This is a genomic window from Mucilaginibacter yixingensis, assembly GCF_041080815.1.
GTDB classification, from domain to species: Bacteria; Bacteroidota; Bacteroidia; order Sphingobacteriales; family Sphingobacteriaceae; genus Mucilaginibacter; species Mucilaginibacter yixingensis.
This window is the reverse complement of the sequence record NZ_CP160205.1, coordinates 4,341,380-4,364,795: the sequence shown is the minus strand read 5'-3', so window position 1 is coordinate 4,364,795 and position 23,416 is coordinate 4,341,380. Positions and strand designations below refer to the sequence as shown.

23 protein-coding genes and 5 tRNA genes are annotated in these 23,416 nt (G+C 45.0%); 19 read left to right on the top strand and 9 right to left on the bottom strand.

Annotated features, from left to right (window positions below):
• Nucleotides 1-67 precede the first annotated feature (67 nt).
• Together ABZR88_RS17870 and ABZR88_RS17865 are read left to right on the top strand one after the other, a co-directional pair.
• On the top strand, nt 68-1,609 hold the full coding sequence (locus tag ABZR88_RS17870) for a SulP family inorganic anion transporter (RefSeq protein ID WP_107827325.1): 1,542 nt from the start codon (nt 68-70) through the stop codon (nt 1,607-1,609).
• A gap of 520 nt (nt 1,610-2,129) precedes the next feature.
• Entirely contained in the window at nt 2,130-3,470 is a 1,341-nt protein-coding gene (locus ABZR88_RS17865; protein ID WP_107827324.1) for a glycoside hydrolase family 28 protein, read from the top strand.
• A 199-nt stretch (nt 3,471-3,669) separates the two neighbouring features.
• Here the strand turns inward: ABZR88_RS17865 and ABZR88_RS17860 are convergent, their stop codons facing one another.
• From ABZR88_RS17860 to panB, 6 genes are all read right to left on the bottom strand, one after another.
• On the bottom strand, nt 3,670-5,052 hold the full coding sequence (locus ABZR88_RS17860; protein WP_211309752.1) for a hypothetical protein: 1,383 nt from the start codon (nt 5,050-5,052) through the stop codon (nt 3,670-3,672).
• Nucleotides 5,053-5,183: 131 nt separating this feature from the next.
• Complete coding sequence (locus ABZR88_RS17855) at nt 5,184-5,903, bottom strand: DUF4397 domain-containing protein (protein WP_107827323.1); 720 nt, start codon at nt 5,901-5,903, stop codon at nt 5,184-5,186.
• A 133-nt stretch (nt 5,904-6,036) separates the two neighbouring features.
• Nucleotides 6,037-6,711, bottom strand: coding sequence for a GNAT family N-acetyltransferase (locus ABZR88_RS17850; protein ID WP_107827322.1), 675 nt, complete (start codon nt 6,709-6,711; stop codon nt 6,037-6,039).
• A 52-nt stretch (nt 6,712-6,763) separates the two neighbouring features.
• The gene (locus ABZR88_RS17845; protein WP_107827321.1) at nt 6,764-7,423 is read right to left on the bottom strand and encodes a hypothetical protein; all 660 of its coding nucleotides are present in this window, start codon (nt 7,421-7,423) and stop codon (nt 6,764-6,766) included.
• Between the two features lie 48 nt (nt 7,424-7,471).
• Entirely contained in the window at nt 7,472-8,203 is a 732-nt protein-coding gene (locus ABZR88_RS17840; protein WP_107827320.1) for an RluA family pseudouridine synthase, read from the bottom strand.
• Between the two features lie 114 nt (nt 8,204-8,317).
• A complete protein-coding gene (gene panB, locus ABZR88_RS17835; protein ID WP_107827319.1) occupies nt 8,318-9,133 on the bottom strand; it encodes a 3-methyl-2-oxobutanoate hydroxymethyltransferase in 816 nt (271 codons plus the stop codon).
• Between the two features lie 462 nt (nt 9,134-9,595).
• On the opposite strand from panB, the gene carA reads away from it, so the two are divergent.
• A complete protein-coding gene (gene carA / locus ABZR88_RS17830) occupies nt 9,596-10,696 on the top strand; it encodes a glutamine-hydrolyzing carbamoyl-phosphate synthase small subunit (RefSeq protein WP_107827318.1) in 1,101 nt (366 codons plus the stop codon).
• Between the two features lie 563 nt (nt 10,697-11,259).
• Here carA and ABZR88_RS17825 read toward each other — a convergent pair.
• Nucleotides 11,260-12,069, bottom strand: a complete 810-nt coding sequence (locus ABZR88_RS17825; protein ID WP_107827317.1) for an SDR family oxidoreductase — start codon at nt 12,067-12,069, stop codon at nt 11,260-11,262.
• A gap of 289 nt (nt 12,070-12,358) precedes the next feature.
• Between ABZR88_RS17825 and ABZR88_RS17820 the strand changes: the two genes are divergently transcribed.
• A complete protein-coding gene (locus ABZR88_RS17820) occupies nt 12,359-13,531 on the top strand; it encodes an acyl-CoA dehydrogenase (protein WP_107827316.1) in 1,173 nt (390 codons plus the stop codon).
• A 416-nt stretch (nt 13,532-13,947) separates the two neighbouring features.
• Here the strand turns inward: ABZR88_RS17820 and ABZR88_RS17815 are convergent, their stop codons facing one another.
• Together ABZR88_RS17815 and ABZR88_RS17810 are read right to left on the bottom strand one after the other, a co-directional pair.
• Nucleotides 13,948-14,874: a hypothetical protein gene (locus ABZR88_RS17815; RefSeq protein ID WP_107827315.1), complete on the bottom strand. Its 927-nt coding sequence runs from the start codon at nt 14,872-14,874 to the stop codon at nt 13,948-13,950.
• Nucleotides 14,875-14,876: 2 nt separating this feature from the next.
• The gene (locus ABZR88_RS17810) at nt 14,877-16,334 is read right to left on the bottom strand and encodes an MBOAT family protein (protein ID WP_107827314.1); all 1,458 of its coding nucleotides are present in this window, start codon (nt 16,332-16,334) and stop codon (nt 14,877-14,879) included.
• A gap of 168 nt (nt 16,335-16,502) precedes the next feature.
• On the opposite strand from ABZR88_RS17810, the gene rpsU reads away from it, so the two are divergent.
• The 15 genes from rpsU to rplL all read left to right on the top strand — a co-directional run bounded on the left by rpsU (nt 16,503) and on the right by rplL (nt 23,410).
• Nucleotides 16,503-16,694: a 30S ribosomal protein S21 gene (gene rpsU / locus ABZR88_RS17805; protein WP_107827313.1), complete on the top strand. Its 192-nt coding sequence runs from the start codon at nt 16,503-16,505 to the stop codon at nt 16,692-16,694.
• 84 nt (nt 16,695-16,778) lie between these two features.
• A complete protein-coding gene (locus tag ABZR88_RS17800; RefSeq protein ID WP_107827312.1) occupies nt 16,779-17,666 on the top strand; it encodes a tyrosine-type recombinase/integrase in 888 nt (295 codons plus the stop codon).
• A gap of 12 nt (nt 17,667-17,678) precedes the next feature.
• Nucleotides 17,679-18,026 (top strand): ribosome-associated translation inhibitor RaiA, encoded by a 348-nt coding sequence (gene raiA, locus ABZR88_RS17795; RefSeq protein ID WP_107827311.1) that lies wholly within the window; start codon nt 17,679-17,681, stop codon nt 18,024-18,026.
• A gap of 172 nt (nt 18,027-18,198) precedes the next feature.
• Nucleotides 18,199-18,271, top strand: a tRNA-Thr gene (locus ABZR88_RS17790).
• An 81-nt stretch (nt 18,272-18,352) separates the two neighbouring features.
• Nucleotides 18,353-18,433, top strand: a tRNA-Tyr gene (locus ABZR88_RS17785).
• Nucleotides 18,434-18,508: 75 nt separating this feature from the next.
• Nucleotides 18,509-18,581, top strand: a tRNA-Gly gene (locus ABZR88_RS17780).
• 125 nt (nt 18,582-18,706) lie between these two features.
• A tRNA-Thr gene (locus ABZR88_RS17775) sits at nt 18,707-18,778 on the top strand.
• Nucleotides 18,779-18,832: 54 nt separating this feature from the next.
• Complete coding sequence (gene tuf / locus ABZR88_RS17770; RefSeq protein ID WP_107827310.1) at nt 18,833-20,020, top strand: elongation factor Tu; 1,188 nt, start codon at nt 18,833-18,835, stop codon at nt 20,018-20,020.
• A gap of 135 nt (nt 20,021-20,155) precedes the next feature.
• Nucleotides 20,156-20,226: transfer RNA gene (locus ABZR88_RS17765), tRNA-Trp, on the top strand.
• Between the two features lie 19 nt (nt 20,227-20,245).
• Nucleotides 20,246-20,440, top strand: a complete 195-nt coding sequence (secE, locus tag ABZR88_RS17760; RefSeq protein WP_107827309.1) for a preprotein translocase subunit SecE — start codon at nt 20,246-20,248, stop codon at nt 20,438-20,440.
• A 12-nt stretch (nt 20,441-20,452) separates the two neighbouring features.
• On the top strand, nt 20,453-20,995 hold the full coding sequence (gene nusG, locus ABZR88_RS17755) for a transcription termination/antitermination protein NusG (protein WP_107827308.1): 543 nt from the start codon (nt 20,453-20,455) through the stop codon (nt 20,993-20,995).
• Between the two features lie 280 nt (nt 20,996-21,275).
• Nucleotides 21,276-21,716: a 50S ribosomal protein L11 gene (rplK, locus tag ABZR88_RS17750; RefSeq protein ID WP_107827307.1), complete on the top strand. Its 441-nt coding sequence runs from the start codon at nt 21,276-21,278 to the stop codon at nt 21,714-21,716.
• A 27-nt stretch (nt 21,717-21,743) separates the two neighbouring features.
• Nucleotides 21,744-22,442, top strand: a complete 699-nt coding sequence (rplA, locus tag ABZR88_RS17745; RefSeq protein WP_107827306.1) for a 50S ribosomal protein L1 — start codon at nt 21,744-21,746, stop codon at nt 22,440-22,442.
• Between the two features lie 2 nt (nt 22,443-22,444).
• Nucleotides 22,445-22,969: a 50S ribosomal protein L10 gene (rplJ, locus tag ABZR88_RS17740; RefSeq protein WP_107827305.1), complete on the top strand. Its 525-nt coding sequence runs from the start codon at nt 22,445-22,447 to the stop codon at nt 22,967-22,969.
• Between the two features lie 63 nt (nt 22,970-23,032).
• Nucleotides 23,033-23,410, top strand: coding sequence for a 50S ribosomal protein L7/L12 (gene rplL, locus ABZR88_RS17735; protein ID WP_107827304.1), 378 nt, complete (start codon nt 23,033-23,035; stop codon nt 23,408-23,410).
• Nucleotides 23,411-23,416: the final 6 nt, after the last annotated feature.

Here is a 23,416-nt window from a genome sequence, read left to right as displayed (position 1 = left end):
AGATACTTATTTTTAATCTTCATCTCTAAGCCTGCATTCCTATTTTTGCAACCTATTAACTGTAAGTATGACGAGTTTTCTTCGCCTGTTTGATTTTTCTCAAAAGGTAAACTATAAAAACGAGGTGCTGGCCGGTTTAACCGTAGCCATGACCATGATGCCCGAGTCGCTTTCTTTTGCCATACTGGCCGGCTTTCCGCCGCTGGTAGGTTTGTATGCGGCTTTTATTATGGGTTTGGTTACTTCTATATTGGGCGGCAGGCCAGGGTTGGTTTCGGGCGGAGCCGGTGCTACGGTAGTGGTGCTCATTGCCCTCATGAAATCGCACGGCCTTGATTACGTGTTTGCAGCCGTGGCACTGGCCGGTGTGGTGCAGATTGCTATTGGCGTGTTTAAATTAGGCAAATTCATCAGACTGGTGCCACAGCCGGTAATGTACGGCTTTGTGAACGGCCTGGCTGTTATCATCTTTATGGCGCAACTACAGCAGTTTAAAACTGTAGTTAACGGCCACGAAGTTTGGCTGAGTGGTACGCCACTATATATTATGGGCGGGTTGGTAGCGCTGACTATTGCTATTATCCTTATTCTTCCGCGCATTACCAAGGCTGTTCCGCCATCATTGGTAGCTATTATTGTGGTATTTGTGCTGGTGTTGTGCTTCGGTATCCATGCCAAAACGGTGAAAGATATCGCTGCCGTGAGCGGTGGGTTCCCTCCGTTTCATATCCCCTCGGTGCCGTTTACGTTAGATACATTAAAGGTGGTCTTCCCTTACTCACTCATTATGGCCGGTGTGGGTCTAACAGAAGGCCTACTTACACTGAGTTTGGTTGACGAGATGACCGCCACCCGCGGCAATAGCAACCGCGAGTGTGTGGCACAAGGCACGGCCAATATTTTAAACGGATTCTTCTTCGGTATGGGCGGCTGCCCTATGATTGCGCAAACCATGGTTAACCTTTCGGCCGGAGCCCGGGCCAGGCTGGCGGGCATCATTGCGTCGCTCACTATTTTGAGTATCATCCTGTTCGGTGCGCCTATTATTGAGCGTGTGCCTATGGCTGCGCTGACGGGGGTAATGATTATGGTGGCCATTGGTACATTTGAGTGGGTGAGCCTGCGCATTATCAATAAAATGCCAAAGCAGGATGTGTTTGTGGGCATGCTGGTTGCGCTGATTACCATCTGGCTGCATAACCTGGCACTGGCGGTGTTGATTGGTGTGGTTATCTCTGCGTTGGTATTTGCGTGGGAGAGTGCCAAACGCATCCGTGCGCGTAAATACCTGGATGATGGCGGGGTGAAACATTACGAGATTTACGGTCCGCTGTTTTTTGGTTCTGTTACCGCATTTAACGAGAAGTTTGATGTTAACGGAGATCCTGAAGAAGTGATCATCGATTTTAAAGAAAGCCGCGTGGCCGATATGTCGGCCATTGAAGCCCTGAATAAACTAACCGAACGCTACCACAAGGCTGGTAAAAAGCTGCACCTGCGCCACCTGAGTGCAGACTGCCGTCAGCTATTAAAAAATGCCGATGAGGTGATTGATGTGAATATTATGGAAGACCCCGGTTACCATGTGGCAACGGAGAGGATAAGTTAACTTAAGGTGTAGCTGTTTAATCCTTATGATTCATTGCCGTCTCATTTATGGGACGGCTGTTAAAGATGCCAAGACGGCTTTAGCCAAAACTGAGCATAAATAATTATTGGGCTAAAGCCATATTTTGTCCGCCCCGTAATCCGTCGACTGAAGTCAACGGCAATGATACTTTATTCGGAAAACCATAATCAAACTAAGTAACTATTTTATTACTGTTGGTTGCTAGCGACTCCCCAAACCTCTACTACTTCAACAGCTTTTGATCAATTTATCGAGACAGATTCCATGTTCGGTTTCGAGCTTAAGCTTCCGCTATATTTTACCATTCTCCGCTATAAATCGGGCGAAAACGCACGCCCAGATCAACCCCGCTGATGCCCCAATACAAGCTCAAAATTAAACCCTGCGACCCGTATATAGTTTAACAAAACAAGGCAACCCACACAGGATACCACAGGTGAGTTGCATTTGAAATGTTTTGTATGTTAGCGAGTATAAACCAGTTAATTCCTTTTTTTGCATGAAAAAAAATCTATCGCTTGCGTTGCTGCTGCTATCGTCATGCCTGGCAACAGGGGCAATGGCCAGTGTAAACAGCAAGCCTCATCAGCCTAAAGCCGCTGCTACGGCTGTGGCCGAGAAACGTTACAATATTGCCGATCATGGTGCTGTGGGCGATGGCGTTACCAAGAACACCGAAGCCATACAACGCCTGATTGATAAGAGCGCCAAAGAAGGCGGCGCTACCCTTGTTATTCCTAAAGGGGTGTTTGTTACCGGGTCTATCTTTCTGAAACAAGGCGTAAACCTGGAGTTCCAGGAAGGCTCTGTACTGAAAGGCTCTCCCGATATTAATGATTATCCAAAAGGTATGACCCGCATTGAAGGGCACTTTGAGCCATGGCGCTCGGCGCTGATCAATGCCGACGGTTTGCAGCATGTACGCATTACCGGTAAAGGTACGCTGGATGGTAGCGGTAAGCCGTTCTGGCTGTTGTTCTACAGCCGTCGTCAGGCCGATCCAAAAACTACTAACCTGAGTGTGGAGCGCCCTCGTTTAACTTTTTTGCAAAACTGCAAAGACGTAAAAATAGACGGTATAGATTACACTAACTCTGGTTTCTGGAACCTGCACATTTACAAGTGCCAGAATGTAACAGTAAATAACTGCCGTTTTGTTGCGCCAGATGGCAAGGTGCCAGACAACCACGCGCCAAGCTCAGATGGTATAGATGTGGACAGCTCGCAGGATCTGACCATCAGCAACTGTTATTTCTCTGTTGGGGATGATGACATCGCCTTAAAAGGCTCAAAAGGCCCGATGGCAATGCAGGATAAAGATAGCCCACCGGTAGAGCGTATTTACATTCATGATTGTGTGTTTGAAGCCGGTGGCGGTGTAATGACCTGCGGCAGCGAAGCTACCATTGTGCGCAATGTGAAGATTGAACGCTGCACAACCAGTCGCACGGTATGTCGCTTGAAGCTGCGTCCGGATACCCCTCAACAGTATGAAAACATCAGCATTAGCGATATTACGCTGAAAGATGGCGCGCAGATCTTTAACATATCGCCATGGCTGCAATACTTTGACCTGAAAGGACAAGAGCCGCCAAAGTCGGTTATTCGCAATGTTACCGTATCAAACGTAAAAGGCAGCGGTGGCGGATTAGGCATGATCGTCGGCCACTCATTGACTACTTTTGGCGATATCACCCTGAAAGATAGCAATGTTACGCTGGCTAAAACAGACATGCGCGTAGGTAATATTCAAACCCTGAAATTTGAAAATGTAACGGTGAACGGTCAGCCGATGCAGGCGCCAGCCACAAACGTTCCAACACCGGAGTTTAAAAAGTAAACAAGGGTTGAGGAGATGATATTTGATCCCCGGTAACGAAGGTTGCCGGGGATTTTTTGTTTCGGAAATACTTATCCTTACGTCATTGCGAGGAACGAAGCAATCTCTACGCAGGACAATCGGACATGCATGGTTAATTTGCAAGTACAGAGATTGCTTCGCTCCTCGCAATGACGTGGTGGTAGAGGAGTGGCGTTCTTTAAAACGCCTCATTCAAATTAAAAAAGAAGCCTTTGTTGCCAAATTTGCCAAAAGCATAATCCAACGCCAAGTTGGTGCGCGTAGCTTTATTAAACAATACACGCAAGCCTGCACCACCACCGGGTTGGAAGGTTTGGAACAACTTGGCACCCTGCAAATCATTAGCCGTTTGCATGCTGCCAAACACCACTCCGCTGATGAATTTGTTTTTAAGGATAGGGAAACGCAATTCCAGCTCGGTATCATTAAACTGTGTACCTTTAAAATATTGAGCGGTATAGCCGCGCCCGCTTTTAAAGGCGCCGTCTCTGCCGGTGCCGGGCAATTCGAGGTACGGCACTGCACCATTAACCAGGTAAGATCCCCAATTCCAGAAGGCCAGCACGGTTTCGGGGTTTTCTGCCGACAGGCTAAAGTATTTCCTAAAGTCTGATGTTAGCTGAGTGGCGTTTTTGGTGCTCCCTATCCACGTTTGGTTAACGCGGATGCCCGCGTCAAAATATATGCCCTTGTAGGCCCGGTTCTGATTATCGCGGGTGGTATACTGCACGTTAAACAGGAAACCGTTTGCCGCATAATGATCTTGCGGAAAGCCGAAACGGTTATTATAAACGCTGGATGGCGTGGCATTATTGGCGGTGTCTTTATTCTGAATATTTCGCCGGATATCAAACGAGAGGCCTGCGCCGATAAACAGGTTTTTCTCCACTTCCTTATAAACCTTCTCGCGGAAGTTGTAATACTGCGAGTGTATGGGGTATACTTTATGTGCCGGATTGGCCAGTACACTTTCGGGCGCGTTGCCGGTGGCTTTGCCTTCGCCAATGCCAAAGCCAAAATCGGGCGTAACGGTGCGTGCGGCTACCAGGTTGCCCTGAAAGTTCCATTTGTTACCGGGGGTGAAAACGTTGTGGTTGATGTAAAAATAGATGATGCCCTTGGTAGTAATGGATGCCGAGGTTGCCGCGACCGACATAAGCGTATTAGGATCAGTCCCTAATTTTTTCCCTGCTACAGCCTTGATGCCAATTTGTGCGCCGATGGTTGGATTGGCTGCCACATTGGGCACCACGGTGATGCCTGATGATTTGTGAACGCTGTCAGTTTTGTTAGGATGAAAAATGTCGCTGAGCAGATTGCCTATATCATATTGCCGGCTTAGGTTTTCCGTCGGCAGCTTAGCGGATTGATTTTTCTTGCGCAGCGAATCTGCCTTGAGTGAGTCTGTGGGCGCGCCTGTCTGTGCATAGCTGCAATAACAAATGCAACCCAACAGAACGGTAAACAGCGTTTTTAATGAACGAATGTTTTTATACGGATAGATAGTCAACACAATGCTTTTTATGGTAAATGCCGGTAGGGGATGATCAGCTTTAATCATCCCTCACTCTGAAAATCAACCCTAAAAGCAGCTTAATGTTTTGGTAACCAGGTTTGGAGATTTGTGTATAACAAACAAAAAAGCCTGCAGAAAGCTAATTTGCAGGCTTTTTATAATATGGTTTAGGTGCGTTAATACCAATAAACGTTCTGTTGAAAGCCGCACTTCAGCTTATTGTCGTCCGTTGAGGCAGATAAGCCTTGCAGCCAAACAGTATAAATAGAATCGCTGTGGATGTTGGCACTGCTCAAGGTAGCCAGCACGGTTGTGGTGCCGGTTTTACGTATTTCAATGGTGTAAGTTTTATCGCCCGCTACAGATACAAATGCAGATGAGCCTTTGTAGCCTTTATTGGTAGCCAGCACCGCGCCGCCCTGAATAGCCAGATCAACAGCGCCAGCGTCCGGACTAACATTTACCAGCCTGATGCCTGCCTGGCCCGATGCCGGTCTTTTTACCGTATCATCCAGCTTCAAGATCTCTTTGGTAGTGGTGCCCACCAGGTAAAACGAGTAATAATGTTGATTGCGCAGGGTGAGGGTATCGCTCTTTAACAGGGTTTGTGTACCTGCCGCGTAGAAATCAAATGTGCGTTTGCCAATATAGCAGGCAAAATAATCCAATCCATCGCCATACTGAATAGGATTGATATTTACCCTGTTGGGCTCCATTACAAAATCAACCGGGCCCGTTGATGGCGCTGTGTTTAGTACAGATACCAGTGCGGCTGGCTGCGGTGTGGCGTAATAATCGTCGTTATTGTGTTTTAAGCAGCCGGCAAAGGTTAATGCCAGCAAACATAAAAGCCCGGCTATCCCGGCTTTTCCTTGTGTAGACTTTATGTTTTTCATATCCCAGTGAATAAATGAATTTTTAACCCTTACGCAGCAAACGTGGGGTTCGCTACACTTGGGTCACCAAAAATGAAAAACAAATAAATATTTAATTGGTTTACAGTGGTCTGTGCCAGTGTCGATACGTTCATTATTTCTTCACGAAAGTGAAATAAGCCTCGCTGCGGATTGAAAATCCTAATGATTTGTAGATTTCAATGGCCCGCTCATTATCGCCCCTTACATGCAGAAATGGAACTTTATTCTCTGCTGTAATCAGGTGTATTTGGTGTAGCAATAATTCACGCGCATAGCCGCGGCCCAGGTAGTCCGGATGGGTACACACGGCACTGATCTCTGAGTAATTAAAAACATGCATGCGCTGACCGGTCATGGCTACCAGTTTATCACCATCAAAAACGCCATAGTATTGGCCAAAGCGGTTGGTGTGCACATCAAACGGTCCAGGTTTGGTAAGTTGGGTCAGTTCCAGCATCTGCGGTACATGCTCGTCTGTCAGTGGTATAAGGTTGATAGTTGATGGCGCCGGTTTTATAGCGGTATCAAACACAAATTGATAGCCGGCAACACTAATAACCGGCTCCCAGCATGATGGAATTGTAACGGGCACTGGCGTCATAAAAGCTGCAACACCCTCTGGCATGATACGGTAAAGGGCTTCGAAGTTTTGATCGGTATACTCGTTTAACCCGGCAAAGGGCGATACCTGGCGGTCGTAAAACCGCGCCTCATTGGTGCCGGTACCCAGGGCCGCGTCTCCGGAAATCAGGGCGTTCCATACCGGATTATCTAATACGTGTTGCATGGGCGCAAACGTATAAAAACCGTACCTGTTAATTGTTTATGGTATGTAAGGTTTAATATGGTTGAATAGCTTTTTGAGTGATGAGTATGATGATGACCACTATAGCTATGCCTATCATTATGCGTCCGTGTTGACGGTCTTTGTCGTTGTACTGATAAAACACCTCGCCATTAGGGAGCGTTGTTTTTGAAGATATGATGTAAAGTCCAAAAATTAGCCCGAATGCGCCACCCAGGCAAGCAAGTAAATAACCAACCGCCATATGCCAGCCGGGTATTTCTGCATGTTGTTTCAGTTCTTCTATACGTTTTTCCTGAAACTCGGTATCCTGGTGTTCGGTAATGACAACGCCCCGGTCAGCCAGGATTTTTCTTGCTAGTTCATAGTCAAAGGAGCTCCATTCGTCGCGTTTAGCTACAAGATCCAATAATTCGTCATTGGTAAAGCTAAACAGGTAATGGTCTGTAGGGGCGTCGTTAACAAACTGTTTTTCATAGTCATTAACAATGCCGGTAGCCTTCTCAAAATCGGTTCCGGCAATTTTGAGTAAAAACTCATCAGATGCCTCAGTGCGTGAGCGGAAAGCAGGATCAAAGGTAACAGGAGATTTTTCTAAAAGATATTCAATGCCGCCATCAGCCAACACGTCGGCCATGTCTTGCGCTAATTGGCGGTCATTAAATTTTTGAAAAGTAAGTAACTCTGGTGACATCGGCTTTAAGTTTGGTTATCACTAAAGTAGCGATTTGCCGCACTTAAATCAATGGTCTATAATATCACTCTCGCTTGGCGGTGGCATCAGCTCGGCAAACTTTTCCCAGAAACCATCTTTAGGCAGGGGGGCGGTAATTTCTACCGGTTCATTTTTAATGGGATGAATAAATTGGAGGCGGCGGGCATGCAGGCTAATGCTTTTGCGCAGACTGCCGCGCGGATAGCCGTATTTGTTATCGCCCACAATAGGGCAGCCCAAAGTTGATAATTGCACCCTGATCTGGTGCGGCCTGCCGGTAATTGGGTTTACCTCGATCAGAAAATAGCCGTTTTTCTCTCCAACCAAACGGTAATGCAGCTCGGAACGCAGGCTGCCCTGCACTTCATGGTCGTAAGGTTTGGTAACGTTTTTCTGCGGATTTTTTACCAGCCAGTGCACTAGGTTACCGTAAGGTGGATTAGGGCGATTGCGCACCACTGCATAGTAAGTTTTACGGATCTCACGGTTTTTGAACAGCTTGTTCATCCTATCCAAACCTTTACTGGTTTTGGCAAATAAGATCACGCCGCTCACGGGGCGGTCCAAACGATGCACCACGCCCAGAAACGCGCCGTTGGGTTTGTTATATTTTTGGGCAATGTATCTTTTTACCTTCTCGTCAAGCGGCTCATCGCCGGTTTCATCAACTTGTACAATGTCGCCTGCGCGCTTGTTGATGGCAATTAGGTGGTTGTCTTCGTAAAGGACGTCGTTGTCTGTGATATCGTTAGGATTCATTTGTAGTTCATGGTTGATGGTTCATAAATCATAGTAATGAAGGCCCGGTTATAAAACACATTTGCCTGGAAACGGTTTCGCCATGAACCATGATCTGTTTGCCATTAGCTAAGCTTAGTACTGCTCTTTATGATTTGGAAAATCATGCGATTTTACGTCGCTCACATAGCCTTTTACAGCGTTGCCCATGATCTCATACAGGTTAGCGTATTGACGCAGAAAGCGCGGGGTGAAACCTTTGTTGATACCCAGCATATCATGCACCACCAATACCTGGCCACCACAATGCGGACCGGCACCAATGCCGATAGTTGGGATATACAGGCTATCGCTTACCTCTTTGGCCAGCATAGCAGGAATTTTTTCAAGCACTACACCGAAACAACCAAGTTCTTGCAGTTTCAACGCATCATCACGCAGTTTTTGTGCTTCGGCTTCTTCTTTAGCGCGAACCGAGTAAGTGCCAAACTTATAGATAGATTGTGGTGTTAAACCCAAGTGACCCATCACCGGGATGCCTGCGGCCAGAATCCGGCTTACCGATTCGGCAATCTCCAAACCGCCCTCCAGCTTGATGCCGTGTGCACCAGATTCTTTCATGATGCGGATAGATGAGTTGAGCGCTTCTTTAGAATTACCCTGATATGAACCGAATGGAAGATCTACAATTACCAACGCCCGTTTGGCAGCACGTACAACCGATGACGCATGATAGATCATCTGATCGAGCGTGATGGGCAGCGTGGTTTCATGACCGGCCATTACATTAGAGGCAGAATCGCCCACCAGCAGCACGTCGATGCCGGCATCATCAATAATGGTAGCCATAGAATAGTCATAAGCGGTAAGCATGGCTATCTTCTCGCCCTTGTTTTTCATTTCCTGCAGCGTATTGGTAGTAACGCGCTTAATCTCTTTGTTTACAGACATGGCCTGATGTATTAGGAATTGCAAATGTAGGGTTGATTTCGGATTTCGGAGGTCTGATCGCGGATTTATTTGTTGTAGCCTTATTGTCTGAGTTTGAATTTGTTTAATTAGCCGTGATGTCATTTCGAAGAAGCGAAGAAGGGATAGGGGCGTGGCGCGACTGAGAAATCTTTTCGATCATGTATCCCGACAGATCGCTCCGAAAAGACTTCTCTTCCGCTCCTCCGCTCACTCCACCCCTCGTGCTCATCGAAATGACATCATATTGATGGTTGAGCATCCCCTTTACACCAACCTTACATTAACTTTACAAAAATCCGAAATTGAACATTCGAAATCCCAAATAAAACTCTACCTTTGCGCCCGTGAATCAGGTAGTATCATCTTACTCCATTACTCGCTGTTTTCACGGAGCTGCACAACAAGCCAACCGGGCTAATAACCATTTTAATTTTTTTACGGATGACAAATTACACCAAGTTACCGGCGGTACTGCTACTGGCCGATGGAACAGTTTTTCATGGTAAAGCTGCCGGCAAGATAGGCACCACCACCGGCGAAATCTGCTTCAATACCGGCATGACCGGCTATCAGGAGGTTTTTACAGACCCTTCTTACTACGCGCAGATCATGGTTGCTACCAACGCGCACATAGGTAATTATGGTGTAAGCAAAGAAGAGGTAGAATCTGACAAAATCCAGATTGCCGGCCTGGTTTGCAAAAACTATAACATTAACTACAGCCGTAAACAGGCTGATGGTTCTATCCAGGATTATTTCCAGGAGCAAAATATTGTTGCTATTTCTGATATCGACACCCGTCAGCTGGTGCGTCATATCCGCGATAAAGGTGCGATGAACGCTATCATCTCTTCAGAGATTCTTGACGTGGAAACCCTGCGCTCAAAACTGGCCGATGTGCCTGACATGGACGGTCTGGAGTTATCATCACAAGTATCAACTACCGAAACCTACACCGTAGGTGATGAGAACGCTGCCCTGCGTGTAGCTGTGCTTGACTTGGGTGTTAAAAAGAACATCCTGCGCAACTTTAGCGATCGCGGTGTATTTGCCAAGGTATACCCTGCTAAAACCACTTATGCCGAGATGGAGCAAGATTTCCAGCCAAATGGTTTCTTCATCAGCAATGGTCCCGGCGATCCGGCTGCGATGCCTTACGCTGTGGAGACTGTAAAAGACATCCTGGAATCAGGCAAACCAATGTTTGGTATCTGTCTTGGTCACCAGCTGCTGGCTTTGGCTAACGATATCCCAACCCGTAAAATGTTTAACGGTCACCGCGGTTTGAACCACCCGGTTAAAAACGTAATTAAAAACCACTGCGAGGTAACCTCACAAAACCACGGTTTTGGTGTAGTGCCAGAGGCGGTAAAAGCATCTGATAAAGTAGAAATTACCCACATTAACCTAAACGACCAATCGATCGAGGGTATCCGTGTGATAGGTAAAAATGCTTTCTCTGTACAATATCACCCAGAGTCGTCTCCAGGCCCGCATGATAGCCGCTACCTGTTTGATGATTTCGTGGCGATGCTGAAATAGTCAGTTAATCAGTGATCAGAGATTAGTTTCTGATCTGATAGATATAATCCCGCTGTAAGCACAGCGGGATTTTTTTGTTTTATATACTATACCACCATGTTCTCCGTGCCGCTTAAGGTGAATTTCACCGATCGATAAAGAATCCTGTAAATCCGAAGAATTCGTTAAATCCTGGTTTTCCTCATTTCACCGACATTTTCCCGCCGTTCACCTAAAAGGCCTACCGGCGCGGGCCGATTTGATGCAATTTTGAGTCAACGAAACAGAAAATACTCAGCTAATTATTCAACAATTAAACACAACGAGCCATGACAGCATTATTAAGCACCCCGATTTTATTTTTAATAGGCGACTTTATAGTGAAGATACTGGAATCAGCCCATGTGTTGAACGTTTGATAAACGGCTTCCATCATAAACTACCCCTCCCCGCCTCCCCGAAGGGGAGGAGTTGGAAAAGAGAAAGGCTTCAGGTTATTCCTGAAGCCTTTCTCTTTTTATGTTTTTATTATCCGTCTTGCTCATAGTCCCTCCCCTTTGGGGAGGCTAGGAGGGGTAGGGGTTTTACTTTATCCCGTAATGATCATTCATCAGTTTTACAAAAAGGCCCTGCGGTAAAACAGCTTTCAGGGTTGGCACAATAGTTTGGCCGATGGCACCGATGAGGTAGTTATGCTTAGGCTTTGATTGGTTAACAATCTGACAAACCTTGGCGGCCAGTTTAGACGGATCAGCACCGATGCTTTCGTCTTTCTCCATGGCGGCAACGGCAGCATCAAATTCGCCTTTCAGTTTATCGTTCTTGATTGGGAACGGCGCTTTCTCGCGGTTGCCGGTAAAATCGGTTTTAAAGTCACCTGGGTTTAACACAGCAACTTTAACGCCGGTGTTTTGCAGCTCCATGCGCAGGCTTTCAGAGTAGCCTTCAACTGCAAATTTAGAGGCACTGTATAAGCCCTGGTAAGGTAAGCCAAACAGGCCGGCCAGAGAGCCAACGTTAATTACCAGGCCTTGTTTACGCTCAATCATACCCGGTAGTACGGCGCTGCATACACGTACTACACCAAAAAAGTTGGTTTCAAACTGTTTTTTAGCCAGCTCTACCGAGATGGCATACAGCGGACCGGTAATACCGTTACCTGCATTATTGATCAGTACATCAATCTGGCCTTCGGCGTCGGTCACTTTTTTTACGGCGGCGCTAACTGAAGCATCGTCGGTTACGTCCATCTCCAGCGGAGTGAAAGTAGCGTTAGTGATTTTGCTGATGTTGCGGCTGGTGCCGTAAACGGTGTGGCCCTGTGCTTTAAGTGCGGTAGCCATAGCTTGTCCGAGGCCCGACGATGCGCCGGTAACCAATATTACTTTTTTCATTGGTGTATTTGGAAGGGGTTTTAATTGTAATCGGCCCGAAAATACCTGTAAAAAAGATATTTACCAAAGAGAAAAATAATTGGAGGGCGTATACATGTATGTCATCCCGACCAACGGGAGGGATCTTTTCAGGGCGATTCTGTGGGATACTGCATCGAAAAGATCCCCCACTATCGTTCGGGATGACAGCATAGGAGAGGAGCAGGTAATTTAAAGGGCTGAAAATTATTTAAATTTATTATGCATGCATAGTAAATTTAATTATACTTGCATTACCAGATAACAAACCATGAGTAGCTATATAACCGATACCCCGGCAGGCCTCAACTTCCAGGCAGATGAAAATCAGCAGATGATTGCGCAGATGACCCGCGACTTTGCCGAACGGCACATCCGTCCGCATGTAATGGAATGGGACGAAGCGCAAGTGTTTCCGCTGGAACTTTTTAAAAAATTGGGCGAACTGGGGCTGATGGGGATACTGGTGCCCGAGCAATATAACGGCGCCGGACTGGGCTATATAGAATATGTAACTGTGATACAAGAGGTGGCCCGGGTTTGCGGCGCTATTGGTTTGTCGGTTGCGGCACATAACTCGTTGTGTACCGGGCATATTTTAGCTTTTGGTAACGAAGAACAAAAACAACGCTGGCTCACCAAGCTGGCTACTGCTGAATGGATTGGCGCCTGGGGTTTAACCGAGGCCAATACCGGAAGTGATGCCCTGCACATGCAAACCACTGCTGTACTGGATGGCGATCATTACATCGTCAACGGATCAAAAAACTGGATTACTCATGGTAAGACGGGGGATGTGGCCGTAGTAATGGTGCGCACCGGAGAGAAGGGTGATGCGCATGGCATCTCGGCGCTGGTCATAGAAAAAGGTACACCAGGTTTTACCCACGGTAAAAAAGAAAACAAGCTGGGTATGCGTGCATCTGAAACAACCGAGCTGATTTTTGATAACTGCCGCGTACCAAAAGAAAACCTGCTGGGCAAAGAGGGCGAGGGTTTTACACAAGCGATGAAAGTGCTGGATGGTGGCCGCATTTCTATTGCTGCCCTTTCACTGGGTATTGCCAAGGGGGCTTTTGACGCCGCGGTGAAGTATTCAAAAGAGCGTCATCAATTTGGGCAGCCCATCTCTAATTTCCAGGGCATCAGTTTTAAGCTAGCCGATATGGCTACCGAAATTGAAGCAGCCGAGCTATTAATTATGCAGGCTGCTGATATGAAGAACCGTGGCGTCCACATGACCAAGCAGGCTGCCATGGCTAAATATTATGCATCAGAAGTGGCGGTACGTTGCGCTACCGAAGCCGTGCAGATTTTTGGCGGCTATGGTTATACCAAAGATTTCCCGGTAGAAAAATACTATCGCGATGCCAAGCTATGCACCATTGGCGAAGGCACTAGCGAAATCCAGAAAATTGTTATTGCCCGCGAGGTATTAAAATAAAAGCTACAGTTAAGCTGTAGTACACTCTCCACTCAAACAAACATAGGTTGTCATCCTTACTGCGGTACGGATGACTTTTTTTTGGGGATTAAGTTTGTGAGAATGGGTTACAATAATCTTTGTGCGAGACGCGAAAAATCTTAACCATTTTGTCATGCTGAGCGATAGCGAAGCATCTCTGAGGACAAGTAAGTAAGATTATACGTAGAGATGCTTCGTTCCTTCCCATGACAAGTTAAAAAAGGCTGTCATGCTGAGCCCCGTCGAAGCATGGTGGGTGGGCCTCTCTGCGCGAGTCTTCGACAAGCTCAGACTGACAGCCCTCTCGTTTGTCATTTCACCTTCATAGTCCCGTCGCCGGGATTCTATTACTCAGCATGACATGCAGGTAAAGTATTATTGACGCACCTCTAGAATTATCTCAGCGCTTTCTTCAAATTACTAATAGTCTGATTGGTCCACCGGGTTACGCCCTGGCGGTTGAGGTGGTAGGAGGTGTTAAACAGCATACTATCCGGAAATAAATAGCTTTGCGGCGAGCCGAGCAGTTCAAAATGATTGTCTTTCAATTTTTGAGCGATCAGCGCAATCTGATTCGGGGAGTTATCATAGGCCCGTTGCTGATAAGGTGGGAAGCTGATGAGTAAACGGGCATTTCTTTGTTTCAACTCTGCCTCAAATTGCCGCAGCTCCGTAAATGTATCTTTATCTAAATTGCCTGTAATAGCGCCGTAGGGCGATACCTGTTCTGAGGGTTGTGTCCAGTGCAGGTAAACATCGCCGTAGGCATTAAAAGCTTTATTGCCGTAAACATTGGTGGCATTATTATCAAAACGTACCCAATAAGAGAGCGGGTTTAATTTTGAGGCGATATATGATGGTGCGTAGGTAAGCAGACTGCAATATTGCCTGGCGTCGAGCAGGTTTTTGGTGTCGGGCGATACTTCAAAGATGATAGGCAACAGTTCATACTGGCCGTCCATAAACTTGTTGTAAAACTGGTTGTACTCGGCGCAAACCACAATTATATCGCCAGGCTTGATATAACGCAGCGCATTTCTGAGCATATATTTTAATCCCAGGGTAGCCTCAACGCCGGTGTTTACCGGGTTGAGGTGCAAGGAGTCTTTAATCATTTTACTGTCCAGGCCGAAAGAGATGGACGAACCACCGACGAAAATAATCCGGGGCGATGGCGTGTTTTTCATCAGACTATCTTTCTGGATCTGCGCCATCAGTAGGCTGTTTTTAACCAGTGTGGTAGTGGGCGTATGCAGAGCCAACGCAATCATCCCGGCAACCCAGATCAGCAAAACGAAAAATTTTATGATGAATCGTTTCATGGTTAAAACTGGAAGTAGATAAACTGACTCTTGTCAAAAACGCCGAACGCCATAATTAATAATACAAACCCCAGGTACAACGGCCATCGGATATAAGCTGGCGATGCTAAGAATCGCTTCATAATATCAAAACGCTCCTGAGCTTTTTCAATCAGCAGTAAACCGGTTATCAGTATAAAACAAAGCAATAGGTTTGAGCCATTCATGCCTACGGCGCCCATTTTCCATTGCACAAATGATCCTTTAAAAATATCGACGGTTGCTAAGCTTATCGCCTTTATGATATAAATAGCGGTGTGGATGTGCTGCGAGCGAAAAAAGATCCACGTAAAACACATATATATAAAGGTGAGCACGATACTGATGTTCTTGTAAATGACAGCCGGTATTTTCTTCGACAGCTTTTTGCGGGCTTTGTTGGTCAGAAACTCATAGATCACCGCTATGCCGTTTAAGATGCCGTATATAATAAACGTCCAGCCCGCTCCGTGCCAGATGCCGCTGATAAAAAAGGTGAAGAATAGGGCGAACACCACGCCAATCTTACCCCAGTCGCGGCGGGCTATAACGATAGGTGTAAACAGGTAATCATTTAACCATGTTGATAGCGAGATGTGCCACCTGCGCCAAAACTCAGTTACCTTGGTGCTGATGAAGGGATGGTTAAAGTTGGTCATCAGTTTAAAGCCCATAGTGCGGGCGGCACCGAGGGCAATGTCCGAGTATCCGGAGAAATCGCAATAGATCTGAAACGCAAAAAATACCAGTGCGGTGGTAATGGCCATAGCCGTATGGCTCTCTGGCGAAGCATAAACATTGTTGACCAGCGAGCCCAATCTATCGGCAATAACCGCTTTCTTGAAAAGGCCCCAGGCCATTTGTCGCAGCCCGGCGGTCATATCATCATAATTAAACTGATGTTTTTCATGAAACTGGTGCAGCATATTCTGCGGGCGCTCAATTGGGCCGGCCACCAGCTGTGGGTAAAACATCACATATAAGCTGTAAATACCAAAATGCTTTTCGGCCGCCTGGTTACCCCGGTATACCTCAATGGTGTAGCTCATGGCCTGGAAGGTATGGAACGACAACCCGATAGGCAGCAGCATGTGCAGAAAGGGGATAGGGTTGGGATGCTTAAAATAAGCGTAGATCTGCGTGATGTTGGCGTTGAGAAAGTTGAAGTACTTAAACACCACCAATATGCCAATGTTGGCCGCCAGCGAAACGATGAGCAGGAGTTTCCGTTTGGCTCCTTTAGACTTTTCAATATAAATACCGGCAAGGTAATCTATAATAATAGTAGACCCCAGTATCAGGATATATATCGGCACAAAGGCCATATAAAAATAACAGCTGGCCGCGAGCAGTAAAAACCAGCGGAATTTATGCGGTAACGAAAAGTAAAGAATGGTTACAATGAGGAAGAAGAAAGCAAACTCTACAGAATTAAATAGCATTAAGAGATGATATGATGCCCAATAGTAACGCTTTTAGTATTGAAGGCGAAAATAATAAAATGTTTTGGAATAGGGGACCGGCACCGACGCACAAAAAGTGAATTAACTATTTGGTGATCAAAACAAAATGTTTATCTTTGCCCTCCCACGAAAGGAGGTATATTAGGTATGATTATTATCAATGTTAAAGAAGGCGAATCATTAGACAAAGCTTTGAAGCGCTTCAAAAAGAAATTCGAGAAAACAGGTGTTTTACGCGAGCTACGCAGCCGCCAGGCTTTCGAAAAGAAATCTGTTACCCGCAGGCACGTTGTTAAACATGCTATCTACAAACAGACTCTTAACCAGGATACTGTGTAAGTTTGTAAAAAAATTACAGATTTCCTGTTAACATATAATAAAACTATTTGTACATTCAAATCCACGGATGTATAAATAGTTTTTATGTTTTTAGAGCGGTTCATTCAATATATTCAATATGAAAAACGGTATTCCAAACATACCGTGGCCGCTTACCAAAACGACCTGGAGCAGTTTTTTGCCCATGCAGGTCACCCCGATCATCCTGTAAATCAACCGTCAGACGTTACCCATCATCACATCCGCAACTGGGTGGTGAGCATGATGGATGATAAGCTGGCCGCGCGATCTATCAACCGCAAAATTTCTGTACTGCGCAAATACTTCAAATTTTTAATGAAGGAGGGCTTGGCCGAAGGTAACCCTGCTGCCAAAGTGCAAACACCAAAGGTGCCCAAGCAATTGCCGGTTATTGTTGAAGATGAAAAGTTAAGCAAACTGCTGGACAGCCCCGTTTTTACCAGTGATTTTAAAGGTACGCGCGACAGGCTGGTGATGGAATTGCTGTTTGGTACCGGTATACGTTTATCTGAATTGATTGGCTTGACCGAAAATAGCATCGATTTATATGAGGGAACCATCAAGGTTTTGGGTAAACGAAACAAAGAACGTATTATTCCTATTAACAAAGAATTAAAGCGTGCCCTGGCTGAGTATGGCGAGTTAAAAAAAAATAAAAATTTTGATAACAATTCGTTAATGCTTATCGTTACAAATAAAGGTGCCGAGGCGTACCCGAAAATGATTTATTTGATTGTGCGCAGATATCTTTCAGAAATATCGACCCAGGAAAAAAAGAGCCCTCACGTGCTGAGGCATACCTTTGCCACCAGCTTATTAAACAAGGGGGCAGACCTAAACGCCATTAAAGAACTCTTAGGACATGCTAATTTAAGTGCTACTCAAATTTACACCCACAACTCCGTGGAGAGACTAAAATCTATTTATAAACAAGCCCATCCAAAGGCATAAAAAGGAGGAAAAATGAAAATCACAGTTCAATCAATTCATTTTAACGCAGACAAGAAATTATTAGACTTTATTCAGAAAAAAGCCAACAAGCTTGATACGTTTTACGATAAAATCATCAGCGGTGAAGTTTATCTTAAATTAGAGAATGTTGAAGATGAGGCAAATAAGATAACGGAGATAAAAATACAGCTGCCAGGCAGCCAATTGTTCGCAAAAGAGAAATGCAAGACTTTTGAAGAAGCCACAGACCTGGCCATTGAAAGCTTGCGCAAACAAATTGATAAACATAAACAGAAAAAAAGTACTGCTGCCGAAAATGTCAAAAACGCCATTTTAACAGAAGCAGACGAAGAATATTAGGAAAAATCAACGTCCGTAGAACTAAGAAATCCGACGAAAAAACGCTTCGTCGGATTTTTTTTGAAAAATATTTTGCGGGGGTAGATTTTTTTGTAGATTTGCAATCCCTTTCGGAAGGGGGGCTAGCAAAGCCCGACAGACGAAAAGGTGGTTCTTTTAAAGAATAAAAAAAGCCTCCATAGCTCAGCTGGTAGAGCAACTGACTTGTAATCAGTAGGTCATTGGTTCGATCCCGATTGGGGGCTCAGTTTTATTTCGGATTTGTGAAAATAAATTTAGGATTATTAAATCCTAAACCTCAAATTCGCAATCCCAAATAAGAACCTGGAGAGGTACCAGAGCGGTCAAATGGGGCGGACTGTAAATCCGCTGCTTCGGCTACGAAGGTTCGAATCCTTCCCTCTCCACACTTTGTAAAGTTGGCAGTTTCCAGTTAGTAGTTTAAATCAAACTCAAACCGGAAACTGCTAATTGCGCAAAAAGCGGAAGTAGCTCAGTTGGTAGAGCGATAGCCTTCCAAGCTATAGGTCGCGAGTTCGAACCTCGTCTTCCGCTCACTCTTAGGTCGGATTTCGAATGGTCGATTTCCAATTTGGGTAGCAAAAAAATGGATGGATGAAGATTGGGCCGGAAAATGTAAAATCCGAAATCGAACTTCCGAAATCCGAAATGAAAAATAAGCCGACGTAGCTCAGGGGTAGAGCACTTCCTTGGTAAGGAAGAGGCCATGGGTTCAAATCCCATCGTTGGCTCGGTGTTATACACTATTTAAAAAGTAAAATTAACCTACTAATATTAAATAAATCATGGCAAAAGAAAAGTTTGACCGCAGTAAGCCGCACTTAAACATCGGTACTATCGGTCACGTTGACCACGGCAAAACAACTCTGACTGCAGCTATCACTAAAGTATTAGCTGATAAAGGTTTATCAGAAGCACGTTCTTTCGATTCTATCGACTCTGCTCCTGAAGAAAAAGAGCGTGGTATCACCATCAATACTGCACACGTTGAGTATTCAACTGCAAACCGTCACTACGCACACGTTGACTGTCCAGGTCACGCTGACTATGTGAAAAACATGGTTACTGGTGCTGCTCAGATGGATGGTGCTATCATCGTAGTTGCTGCAACTGATGGTCCAATGCCTCAAACCCGCGAGCACATCCTGTTAGCCCGTCAGGTAGGTGTACCTGCACTGGTAGTTTTCATGAACAAAGTTGACATGGTTGATGATCCGGAACTGTTAGAACTTGTTGAAATGGAAATCCGTGAACTGTTATCGTTCTACGAATTCCCTGGTGACGATATTCCTGTAATCCAAGGTTCTGCTCTGGGCGGTCTTAACGCTGAGCCGAAATGGGTTGACAAAATCATGGAGCTGATGGACGCTGTAGATAACTACATTCCAATCCCTCCACGTCTGACTGACCTTCCTTTCCTGATGCCAGTTGAGGACGTATTCTCAATCACTGGTCGTGGTACTGTAGCAACCGGTCGTATCGAGCGTGGTGTAATCAACTCTGGTGATCCGGTAGATATCCTGGGTATGGGTGCTGAGAACTTGAAATCAACCGTAACTGGTGTTGAGATGTTCCGTAAAATCCTTGACCGTGGTGAAGCTGGTGATAACGTAGGTCTGTTGCTGCGTGGTATTGAGAAAACTGATATCCGTCGTGGTATGGTTATCTGTAAACCAAACTCAGTAACTCCTCACACCGATTTCAAAGCAGAAGTTTACGTTCTGTCAAAAGCTGAAGGTGGTCGTCACACTCCATTCTTCAACAAATACCGTCCTCAGTTCTACTTCCGTACTACAGACGTAACTGGTGAGATTTCACTGGAGCCAGGAGTAGAAATGGTAATGCCTGGTGATAACGTAACCATCACTGTGAAGCTGATCAACGCTATCGCAATGGAAAAAGGTCTGCGTTTCGCTATCCGTGAAGGTGGCCGTACAGTAGGTGCTGGTCAGGTAACCGAGATCTTAAACTAATACCTCCCTTCTGTCTGCAAAATAGACAATAGGTTAGGTTAATTTATACAACAAAGTACTTGGCCGGCAACGGTTGAGTACTTTGTTACTATAAGCTACAAAAAAGTCCGCAACGGATTTTTTAATATAACATACACGGGAATAGTTCAACGGTAGAATAGAGGTCTCCAAAACCTTTGATCAGGGTTCGAATCCTTGTTCCCGTGCTTTTAATATTAGCGATAAATGGCTGCAGTAGTAGAGTACATTAAAGAATCATACATCGAGTTAACCGAAAAGGTGACCTGGCCTACCTGGCGCGAGCTGCAAAGCAGCGGTGTGCTGGTAGTGGTAGCTGCTATTATTATTGCCCTTATCATTTTTGGTATGGACTGGGTGATTAACTATCTGCTGATGCATTTTTATAACTCACTTGGTTAATATTTGATAGGGATGAGTGATCAATTAAAATGGTACGTTGTACGCGCTATTAGCGGTAAAGAGAAAAAAGTAAAACAATATATAGACGCAGAGGTAAACCGCTTAGGTATATCACACCTGGTTCCTCAGGTACTGATCCCGATGGAGAAGTATTATCAGATGCGCGATGGAAAAAAGATCGCTAAAGAGCGTAACTTTTTTCCTGGTTATGTTTTAATGGAGGCTGCGTTAGACGGCGAATTGGAGCACGTTATTAAAAACATTAATAGCGTAATTGGTTTTCTGGGCGATAAAGCCGGTAATGCTATCCCCCTGCGTCAGAGCGAGGTGAACCGTATCTTAGGTAAGGTTGACGAGATGAGCAGCCAGGGCGAAACCATGAACGTGCCTTATTATGTAGGCGAAAACGTGAAGGTAATGGATGGTCCTTTCAACGGTTTCAGTGGTGTGATTGAAGAGGTGAACGAAGAAAAGAAGAAACTGAAAGTAATGGTAAAGATATTTGGGCGCCGTACGCCGCTTGAATTGAATTACATGCAGGTTGAAAAAGAATAGTTAAGATTAGAGACGTTAGATTAGAGATATGAGACTCATCTAACGTTTTGGTCGTTAAAGCATACAGAATTTAAAGATTAGAGTTGAAGAGATAAGATCTCAGATCTTGCATCTCAATACTCAAATCTAAAACATAGTTAGATTGTCGGAGAGGATAATACAAGTAGTACGGGTTCACAAAGCCCACATCTCATATCCCACCTCCCAAATCTAAACAAAAGATAAATGTTACATAGCTTCCACTTACTAACATTGAGTTAATTAATTAAAGTAGAGTAAAATGGCAAAAGAAGTCGGTGCGATGGTAAAGCTGCAGGTAAAAGGCGGCGCTGCAAATCCATCACCTCCAATCGGCCCTGCACTGGGTGCCAAAGGGGTGAACATCATGGAGTTTTGCAAGCAGTTCAATGCACGTACCCAGGATAAACCTGGTAAAGTGTTGCCTGTACTGATTACTGTTTACGTAGACAAGTCATTTGATTTTATCATTAAAACCCCTCCTGCTGCTGTCCAGTTAATGGAAGCTGCCGGTTTAAAAGGTGGTTCGGCCGAGCCAAACCGTAAAAAAGTTGGCAAAGTAACCTGGGATCAGGTTGAGGCTATTGCTAAAGATAAAATGCCAGACTTGAACGCGTTTACATTAGAATCAGCCATGAAAATGGTTGCAGGTACTGCACGCAGCATGGGTATCACCGTATCTGGTGACGCTCCATGGAATTAATTCACTAACACAAATCAGTTTAAGACAGTGGCAAGATTAACAAAAAATCAAAAGGCGACACTCTCCAAAATTGAGGCTAACAAAGCATATACTTTGCAAGATGCAACTGCACTTGTAAAAGATATCACCACCACCAAATTCGATGCATCGGTAGATATCGATGTACGTTTGGGTGTTGATCCGCGTAAAGCAAACCAAATGGTTCGCGGTATTGCAACTTTGCCTCATGGAACCGGTAAAACTGTACGTGTACTGGTACTTTGTACTCCTGACAAAGAGCAGGAAGCAAAAGACGCAGGTGCAGATTACGTAGGTTTGGATGATTATATAGCCAAAATTGAAGGCGGATGGACTGATGTTGATATTATCATCACTATGCCAAGTGTTATGGCGAAGGTTGGACGTTTGGGCCGTATTTTAGGTCCGCGTAACCTGATGCCTAACCCTAAATCAGGTACAGTAACACCAGAAGTTGGTAAAGCTGTAACTGAGGTAAAAGGTGGTAAGATCGATTTCAAGGTTGACAAAACCGGTATCATCCATGCCTCTATAGGTAAAGTATCTTTCCCTGCTGATAAAATTTATGAGAACGCCCTTGAAGTAATTCAGGTGATCTCTAAATTGAAACCATCAGCAGCAAAAGGAACATATTTCAAGAGCATTCACATCTCTTCAACTATGTCTCGTGGAATCGAAGTTGAAACAAAATCAGTAGCAGGAATCTAATCATGACAAGAGACGAAAAAAACGAACTAGTATCGGCTCTTACCGAGCAGATGAGAGAGTACGGTAATTTCTATATCACCGATACTTCAAACCTGACTGTAGCAAAAATCAACAACATCCGTCGTAAATGTTTCGAAAGCGATATCACTATCCAGGTAGCTAAAAACAGCTTGATTAAAAAAGCTATGGAAGCAGTTGGTGGCGATTATGGCGATATTTACAGCGCTCTTAAAGGTTCATCATCAATCCTTTTCTCAAAATCAGCAACTGCACCTGCAAAGCTGATCAAACAACTGAGAAAATCTGGTAGCGAGAAACCATTGGTAAAAGCAGCTTACATTGATTCTGCCGTATTCATCGGCGACAATCAGCTGGATACCCTGGTTAACCTGAAATCTAAAGAAGAGCTTGTCGGAGAGATCATCGGATTACTGCAGTCACCTGCTAAAAACGTTATTTCTGCCCTTCAATCAGGCGGTAACAAACTTGCAGGTATTGTTAAAACATTACAAGAAAGAGGCGAATAAGGTCTCCTCTATAAAAAGCACCTTAATAATTAACAAAAGCATTAAAGTAAAAAATTTAATAAAATGGCAGATTTAAAAGCGTTTGCTGATCAGTTAGTAAACTTAACAGTAAAAGAAGTTAACGAGTTAGCTCAGATTTTGAAAGACGAGTACGGTATTGAGCCTGCTGCTGCTGCAGTAGCTGTTGCTGCTGCTCCTGCTGGCGACGCACCAGCTGCAGTTGAAGAGAAAACTTCATTTGACGTTATCCTGAAAGAAGCTGGCGGTCAGAAATTAGCTGTTGTTAAACTGGTTAAAGACCTGACTGGTCTGGGCCTGAAAGAAGCTAAAGACTTAGTAGACGGCGCTCCTAAAGAGCTGAAAGCCGGTGTTGCTAAAGACGAAGCTGAAAGCCTGAAAAAACAACTGGAAGAAGCAGGTGCTGTTGTTGAGATTAAGTAATTTAAT